Below are 7,922 nucleotides of genomic sequence, written 5' to 3'. Positions count from 1 at the left end.
CCGTACCTCCGTCAGCCGCCCAGCTTCGCGGCCAGCTCCCCCGCGTCCGTCGTCGGCGCGTCGCACACGAAGTGCCGGCAGACGTACGCGGTCGGCTCGCCGCCCACCAGCGGCCGGTCCACCAGCAGCGGGAACTCGCTGCCCGCGTCCGGCCCCTCACCGGCCGCGACGACCGCCCCGGGCGCCCGCCCCAGCAGGGCCGTGCGGTGCAGCTCCCCGGCGACCGGTCCGGCCACCGCGACCTCCCGCGGGCCGTCCAGCAGCGCTTCGGCGACCGCCAGCCCCCAGCCGATGAACCGGGGCGCCTTCGGGCCGAGCGCCCCGACGATCCCGAGGGCGCCCTCGGCCGCCGTGCGGTGCGCCTCGGAGCCGGTGTGCGCGGCGTAGGAGAGCAGCGCGCCCGCGGCAGCGGTCCAGCCGGCCGGGGTGGCGTTGTCGGTGGGGTCCTGGGGGCGCCGGATCAGCCGCTCCGCGTCGTCGGCGGTGTCGAACAGCTGGCCGTTCTCCCCGGTGAAGTGCTGCAGCACGATGTCCAGCAGGAAGCCCGCGAACTCCAGCCAGGTGCCCTCCCCGGTGACGGAGGCGAGGGCGAGGAACCCTTCGGCGACGTCGCCGTAGTCCTCCAGGACTCCGGAGTTGTCCCCGGCCCGCCCGTCCTTCGACGTGCGGCAGAGCCGGGCGACGTCACCCATGTGCACCCGTACCAGCAGGTCGGCGGCCTCGGTGGCCCGCTCGACCAGATCCGGGCGGTCGAAGTACGCCCCGGTCTCGGCGAGCGCGGCGATCGCCAGCCCGTTCCAGGCGGCGACGATCTTGTCGTCCCGCTCGGGACGCGCCCGCAGCTCGCGCGCGGCGAGCAGCCGGGCGCGTACACCGTCGACGCGCGAGGCGTCGGCGTCCTCCGTCTCACCGGCCCGCACGAGCCGCAGGACGGAGGAGCCCTCCTCGAAGGTGCCCTCCTCGGTCACCCCGAAGTACTCGGCGGCGAAGACGGCGTCCTCCTCGCCCAGCACCTCGCGCAGCTGCGCGGGCGTCCAGACGTAGAAGGCGCCCTCGACGTGGCGCCCCTGCGCGTCCTCGCTGTCGGCGTCCAGCGCGGAGGCGAAACCGCCCTCGGTGGTCCGCAGCTCGCGCACCATGAAGTCGGCCGTCTCCAGGGCCACCCGGCGGGCCAGGTCCGAGCCGGTGGTCCGCCACAGATGGGCGTACACGCGGCACAGCAGCGCGTTGTCGTAGAGCATCTTCTCGAAGTGCGGGACGACCCACTCCCGGTCCACCGAGTAGCGGGCGAAGCCGCCGCCGAGCTGGTCGTAGATCCCGCCGCGCGCCATGGCCGCACAGCTGTCGGCGGCCATCTGCAGGGCGCCCTCGGCACCCGTACGGGCGTAGTGGCGCAGCAGGAACTCGATGGCCATGGACGGCGGGAACTTGGGCGCGCCGGCGAAACCGCCGTGCTTCTCGTCGTAGTCACGTGTGAGCCGCAGCAGGGCCTGTGCCAGCTCGGGTTCGCCCGGCAGGCCCCCCTCCCCGGTGGTCAGGGAGCGGCCGGCGAGGTCGCGGACGATGCGCCCGGCCACCTCCGCGACCTCGTCGCGCCGGTCCGTCCAGGCGGCTACGACCCCTTCGAGCACCTGCTGGAAGGAGGGCATGCCGTGGCGGGGCTCGGGCGGGAAGTACGTGCCGAAGTAGAAGGGCTCGGCCTCGGCGGTCAGGAAGACGGTCATCGGCCAGCCGCCCTGGCCGGTCGCGGCCTGCACGGCCTCCATGTACACGGCATCGACGTCGGGCCGCTCCTCGCGGTCGACCTTCACCGGGACGAAGTGCGCGTTGAGGTAGTCGGCGACGGACGCGTCCTCGAACGACTCGTGTGCCATCACATGGCACCAGTGACAACTGGCGTAGCCGACGCTGAGCAGCACGGGAACGCCGCGCCGGCGGGCCTCCTCGAACGCCTCGGGCGACCACGGCCACCAGTCGACGGGATTGTCGGCGTGCTGGAGCAGGTACGGGGAAGTGGTCTGCGCGAGTCGGTTGGCCATACCCCAATCCTCGCGCACACCGATCCCCCGCCGGTTGATCGCCTCGCTCTCTCGCGCTGACGGGCCGTACGCAGGACACTGGAAGCTTGTGACAGCCGGACGGATCGAAGTCGCTGGAACCTAGGGGGACGCATGCGGGACAGCCATCGGGCGGAAGCCGAACGGCTGTTGGTACGTGCCGTGGAGGAAGAGGCGCGGCGGACGGGAGGCCGGACGGACTCCGGCGTACTGCTGGCGCGTGCGCGGGGCGCGCTCGACACCATGGCTACGGGCGCGGCCGACGAGTACGCCGCCTACACCCGGGCGCTGGACGCAGCGGGGGCGGGCCAGCAGCCTCTGTCGGCACGATTCAGCAGGGCGACGCTGGGAACACCGCTGCTGGTGACGGGCGTTGCCGCCGCGGCGGCGTTCGGAGCGGACCTGGCGCTCGGCACCGCGACCGGCCTCGCCCTCGGCGCGGGCGCGGTCGTCGCCGTGGCGGGGACGACGGCGACGATGGCCCGGGTGACCGCCTCGCACTGGCCCGCCGCACACCGCAGGGCGGGCGAGCGGAACCAGCCGGGCGGCCCCGAGCAACTGCGGCTGGAGTGGCTGACGGCGCTGGAGGTACGGGGCATCCGCCCGTTCCTCGACCAGCAGCGCATGCTGACCGCCTCCGCGCGCCCGCCGAAGAAGGCGAGCGCGTCCGTGGTGGCGCAGCTGCGCGGCGGCGACCGCAGCGCGGCCGCCCGCACCCGCTCACTCCTCGAACAGTCCTTCGGTCATCTGCCCGCCGCGGACGGCCCGTTCACGGGCCGCCGCAGTGAACTGGCCCAGATCGCCCAGTGGGTGCACGCGGCCCGCGCCGCGACCGAGACCAGGCCGACCGTGGTCGTCCTGCACGGCACCCCGGGCTCCGGGCGCACCACACTCGCCGTACGGGCGGCACACGCGCTCAAGGACCAGTTCCGCGGGGCGTGCGTGGTCGACCTGCGCGGCGACGTGGCCGGCGAGGCCCCGCTGCCGACCCGGGACGCCCTGCTGCACCTGCTCAACCGGCTGGGGGCGCCGCGCGAGCAGCTGCTCTTCCGGGAGAGGTCCTCCGCCGAACAGCAGGTACGGCGCCTGAGCGAGCTCTATCACCAGCATCTGGCGGGAACGCCCGTCACGATCGTCCTGGACGACGCCACCGACGCCGCCCAGGTCCGCACGCTCGTGCCCGAGCGCTCCGACAGCCTGGTCCTCGTCACCGCCCGTGAGCCCCTCGAACTGCCCGACGACATCCCGGCGAGGGTGTACCACCTGCCCGTGGGCGGTCTGGACGCGGCCGGCGCCGAGGAGCTGCTGCGCGAGTCCGCCGAGGACGAGGAGGGCGGCCCGTACGACTACCCCTCGACCGACGCCGTCGTCGGGCTGTGCGGCGCGCTGCCGCTCGCCCTGCGCGTCGTGGGCTCCTCCCTCGGCGCGCGCACCCGGGCCGAGCTCGCGGCCGCCCTCGGGGCGTACGGTCCGGTGGCACCGGTCGAGCGTGCCCTGTGGCTGCGCTACACCGATCAGTCCGAGCCTGCCCGCCGGCTGCTGCGGCGGCTCGCCCTCGCCGGACGCTCCAGCCTCGGGGCGGCCGCGGCGGCGTCGCTGCTGTCCTCCGACGAGCAGGAGGCAGGCCGCCTGCTGGAGTCCCTGGCCCGGGCCGGGCTCCTGGTCCATGTGCGGGGCGCGCGCTACCGGCTGCACGACCTCGTACGGGACTTCGCCCTGGCCCGGCTGCTCGACGAGGAACCGGCGGCCGACCGTACGGCCGCCCAGGAACGCCTCATCCAGAACTACGCGGAGCTCGCCGACGCGGTGATCCGCATGGTGGACGGCAAGATGTCCACCCGCGCCGGGCAGTTCGGCTCTCACGGCTTCAGCTCGCTGGACGCCGCCCTGCGCTGGCTGGACGACGAGTCGAGCTTCATCACCTCGGCGCTGCGGCACACGGAGGGCGTCGACCAGGGAGCCGTGCTCCATCTGCTGGGCGCCCTGTGCGACTACTGCCTGCTGCGCGGCGACCTCTACCGGCTCGGCGAAATCAGCGAGCTGACGCGCGCCGTCGACCAGGGGCTCCTGGAGCGGTCGGTCCAGTGGCGTACGGGCATCGCGGCCCGGCAGCTCGGGGAGCTCGACAAGGCCCGCACCACCCTGTCCTCCGTCGTCGGCCTCTACCGCGAGGCGCAGAACGACGCGGGCGCCGCCCTCGCGCTCTGCTCGCTCGGCATCACCCTGCACCACCAGGGCAATCTCACGGAGGCCTCGGCGCGGCTGCGGGAGGCGCTCGCCCTGCAGGCGTCACCGGAGCAGGCCGAGGACCGGGCCTGGTCCCTGCACGCCCTGGCCGCCGTCGAACGCGACCGGGCCAATCTCGCCGAGGCCCTGACCCTGCTGGACACCGCGCTCGTCCTGCACCGCGAGGGCGAGTCGCTGCACGGCGAGGCCTGGTCGCACTTCCAGCTCGGCCAGGTCTGCCTGCGGATGGGCGAGGTCGCCAGAGCCGAGGAGGAGCTGTCCACCGCACTGGACCTGTACGGCCGCACCCGGGACGAGCGCGGGGAGGCCTGGGCGCTGACCCAGCTGGCCCGGGCCCGGCTGCTGGACGGCGACCCCGCTCCTGCGGTGGAGCAGCTGCGCGGGGCTCTCGCCCGGCACCGGGGCAACGAGGACGCGCGGGGCGAGGCCTGGACGCGCTACTACCTGGGGCAGGCGCTGGAGGAGGACGGCGACACCGATCAGGCGGTACGGGAGCTGGAGCGGGCCCGCACGATGTTCTCCCGGATGCGGGACGTGTACGGGCTGGCGTGCGCCCGCCACCACTCGGGCCGCGTCACCCGTGACCAGCGGGCCGCGCAGACGGGCAACCTGCGCAACTCCGGCTTCGCGCGTCAGCTCCTGGTGGACGCCCGTGCCGACTTCCGCCGGATCGGGGTGGCCCACGGCGAGGCGTGGACCTGCCTGGAGCTGGCCCTGATCGACGGCGGGAACAACCGTGCGGCGCAGGCGCTGGAGCTCTGCGGCGAGGCGGTCGCCCTGTTCGCCTCGTACGGCGACGTCCGGGGCGGCGACTGGGCGGCCTTCCTGCGGTGCACGCTGCTGCCGTACGCCTCACCGGGCGGCAGTGAGGTGGGCACGGCGGTGGCCCAGCAGGAGCTCGCGGACCTGCTGGAGACCGCCCACCCGCTGCGGGACGCCAAACTGGAGGACTGCGCGGACGCCTTCCGGGTGGTCCTGAACCGCGGAGTGGACCTGGACGACGGCTGGCAGGCATGGCGCCTCGGCCTGACGCCGTCCCGGCACGCCCGCGAGGTCATGGGGGTACCGGTGGGCGTACGGCCCTGAGGCGGGGCCGCGCACGACGTGGGCCTGCGGCTCCGTTGGAGCCGTGGAGGCGCCTCGCCGGGCGGGGCCGGCGCCCGGCCCCGCCGCGTCAGCCCTTGCCCGGCGCGGTCGCCTTCGCCGTGCCGGAGGTGGCCGCCTCCGCCTTCCCGTCGGTGCCCGTGGGCGCCGCCGCCGGGTCGGGGGCCTCCTCGAAGTCGACCTTGCCCATGTGGCGGTTCATCGACTTCATCAGGAACCACACGCCGACGGCGAGTGCCGCGAAGACGAGGAAGCCGAGGACGCCGGGAGTCACCTTGTTCTTGTCGAGCTCATCGGCGGCGAGCGGAACGAGCTGCGTCAGTGCCTGGGTCGCGTACATATCAGGCATTGTCGCGGATGCCCGCGAAGAGGTCGCTCTCGGGGAGGGAGGTATCGACCAGAGACTTGGCGAGCTCGTACTCCTCGGTGGGCCAGACCTCCCGCTGGACGTCCATCGGGACGCGGAACCAGCCGCCGTCCGGATCGATCTGCGTCGCGTGCGCGATCAGCGCCTTGTCGCGGATCTCGAAGAACTCGTCGCACGGGATGTGCGTGGTCAGCGTGCGTTCGGCGCGCTCGAACTCCTTCCAGCGCTCCAGCCACTCGCCGTACGGGGACTCCAGCCCACGGGCGAGGAGAGCCTCGTGCAGGGCGACCGTGCGCGGCTTGTTGAAGCCCTGGTTGTAGTAGAGCTTCCGCGGCCGCCAGGCCGGGCCGAATTCCGCCTCGGGGAACCTCTCGGTGTCCGCGGCACCCTCGAACGCGATCATCGAGATCGTGTGGGTCTTGATGTGGTCGGGGTGCGGATACCCGCCGTTCTCGTCGTAGGTGGTGATCACCTGCGGCCGGAACGCCCGGATCTTCGCGACGAGACGCCCCGCCGCCGTCTCGTCGTCCTCCAGTGCGAAGCAGCCCTCGGGCAGCGGAGGCAGCGGGTCGCCCTCGGGCAGACCCGAGTCGACGAAGCCGAGCCACTCCTGCTTGACGCCCAGGATCTCCCGGGCCTCGTCCATCTCCTTCTTGCGCACCTCGTGGATGTTCGCCTCGATGTACGCGTCCCCCTGGAGCTTCGGGTTCAGGATGGATCCCCGTTCGCCCCCTGTGCAGGTGACGACCAGGACGTCCACCCCCTCGGACACGTACTTGGCCATGGTGGCCGCGCCCTTGCTCGACTCGTCGTCGGGGTGGGCGTGAACGGCCATCAGTCTCAGCTGCTCGGTCAAGACTCGGTCCTCAGTGATTGGTCGCAGTGGTCGGCTTCTATAGTGACTGAACCGGGGGGTGGAAAATTCCTCGATCCCCGGTACGGGAGGAACGATCATGGCAGCGGTTCGCGAGGCCTTGCCCGAGGGGCGCTACGGCCGGTCGGCGGATCAACGCGCGGACCGCAAGCTGAAGATCATCGGCTCGGTGCTGGGTGTGGCCTTCCTCGCCGTGATCGGCTGGTTCGGCTACGACTACGTGGCCAACTCGGACGTCAGCGCCGAACTCATCAAGTCCAAGATCGTCTCGGACAGCCGCGCCGAGGCCCACCTCGAGGTCCGCAAGGACCGGGACGCCGACGGGCACTGCACGCTCCGCGCTCTCAGCGAGGAAGGTGCGGAGGTCGGCCGGGCGGACTTCCGGTTCGACGAGCGCTCCGAGCGGATCGACGAGGTCGTCTCGCTGCGCACCACCTCCCGGGCGACCGCGGTGGAGCTGCAGGGGTGCACCGCCGGCGGCTGACCGCACCGGAGGGCGCGCGCCGCCCCTGATGCCCACGCTCCCGCACTGACCTGCACGGATGCGTGTGTGACGATTTACCTTCTCCCCCTTTTCGCGGGGAATTGTTAGGCTCGTGGTTTCGCCCACCCGTGGCAGCGCATGCTTGGGGTAGGGCGTTGCTTTGTATTCCCAGCACCGACGAGGAGCACCCTGTGACCCAGACCAGCGATAACGTCACCTGGCTCACGCCGGAGGCGTACAACCAGCTGAAGGCAGAGCTGGAGTACCTGTCTGGTCCCGCGCGCACGGAGATCTCCGTCAAGATCGCGGCGGCCCGCGAGGAGGGTGATCTCCGTGAGAACGGCGGTTACCACGCGGCCAAGGAGGAGCAGGGCAAGATGGAGCTCCGGGTCCGTCAGCTGACCCAGCTCCTGGAGCACGCGAAGGTCGGCGAGGCCCCGGCCGACGACGGCGTGGTCGAGCCCGGCATGGTCGTGACCATCGCCTTCGACGGCGACCTGGACGACACGGTCACCTTCCTGCTCGCCTCCCGTGAGTACGCGAGCACCGACATCGAGACCTACTCGCCCCAGTCCCCGCTCGGCACGGGCGTGAACGGCAAGCGGGTGGGCGACGACGCGGAGTACGAGCTGCCGAACGGCAAGAAGGCCACGGTGAAGATCGTCTCGGCGAAGCCGTACCAGGGCTGAGCTGGAGAGGGTGCGGACCAGCGGGCCGTTGCGGCCCTCGGGGCGGAGGTTGGCGTCGACCGGCCAGATGGTGCCCTCGATGGTGGTCTCGGAGCAGATC

At 72.5% G+C, this 7,922-nt stretch carries 6 protein-coding genes and 1 pseudogene; 3 read left to right on the top strand and 4 right to left on the bottom strand.

Annotated elements, in window-relative coordinates; translation table 11 throughout:
- Positions 1–11: 11 nt before the first annotated feature.
- Entirely contained in the window at positions 12–2,039 is a 2,028-nt protein-coding gene (locus ACFWFI_RS38445) for a thioredoxin domain-containing protein (protein WP_387399796.1), read from the bottom strand.
- 132 nt (positions 2,040–2,171) lie between these two features.
- On the opposite strand from ACFWFI_RS38445, the gene ACFWFI_RS38440 reads away from it, so the two are divergent.
- Positions 2,172–5,390 (top strand): tetratricopeptide repeat protein, encoded by a 3,219-nt coding sequence (locus ACFWFI_RS38440; protein ID WP_387399793.1) that lies wholly within the window; start codon positions 2,172–2,174, stop codon positions 5,388–5,390.
- 88 nt (positions 5,391–5,478) lie between these two features.
- Here ACFWFI_RS38440 and ACFWFI_RS38435 read toward each other — a convergent pair whose 3' ends face one another.
- Positions 5,479–5,748: a hypothetical protein gene (locus ACFWFI_RS38435; protein WP_387399790.1), complete on the bottom strand. Its 270-nt coding sequence runs from the start codon at positions 5,746–5,748 to the stop codon at positions 5,479–5,481.
- A 1-nt stretch (position 5,749) separates the two neighbouring features.
- Positions 5,750–6,631, bottom strand: coding sequence for a mycothiol conjugate amidase Mca (mca, locus tag ACFWFI_RS38430; RefSeq protein WP_387399789.1), 882 nt, complete (start codon positions 6,629–6,631; stop codon positions 5,750–5,752).
- A 97-nt stretch (positions 6,632–6,728) separates the two neighbouring features.
- Between mca and ACFWFI_RS38425 the strand changes: the two genes are divergently transcribed.
- Positions 6,729–7,133, top strand: coding sequence for a DUF4307 domain-containing protein (locus ACFWFI_RS38425; RefSeq protein ID WP_387399786.1), 405 nt, complete (start codon positions 6,729–6,731; stop codon positions 7,131–7,133).
- Between the two features lie 191 nt (positions 7,134–7,324).
- Positions 7,325–7,822 (top strand): transcription elongation factor GreA, encoded by a 498-nt coding sequence (gene greA / locus ACFWFI_RS38420; RefSeq protein WP_376381125.1) that lies wholly within the window; start codon positions 7,325–7,327, stop codon positions 7,820–7,822.
- On the opposite strand, the pseudogene ACFWFI_RS38415 reads toward greA, so the two are convergent.
- Positions 7,823–7,922 (bottom strand): annotated as a pseudogene (locus ACFWFI_RS38415) (hypothetical protein); the annotation flags it as partial.

Origin of the sequence: Streptomyces sp. NPDC060209 (assembly GCF_042728155.1) — a bacterium.
Lineage (GTDB): Bacteria > Actinomycetota > Actinomycetes > Streptomycetales > Streptomycetaceae > Streptomyces.
The sequence above is the reverse complement of the archived record's forward strand: the minus strand, read 5'-3'. Positions and strand labels throughout refer to the sequence as shown.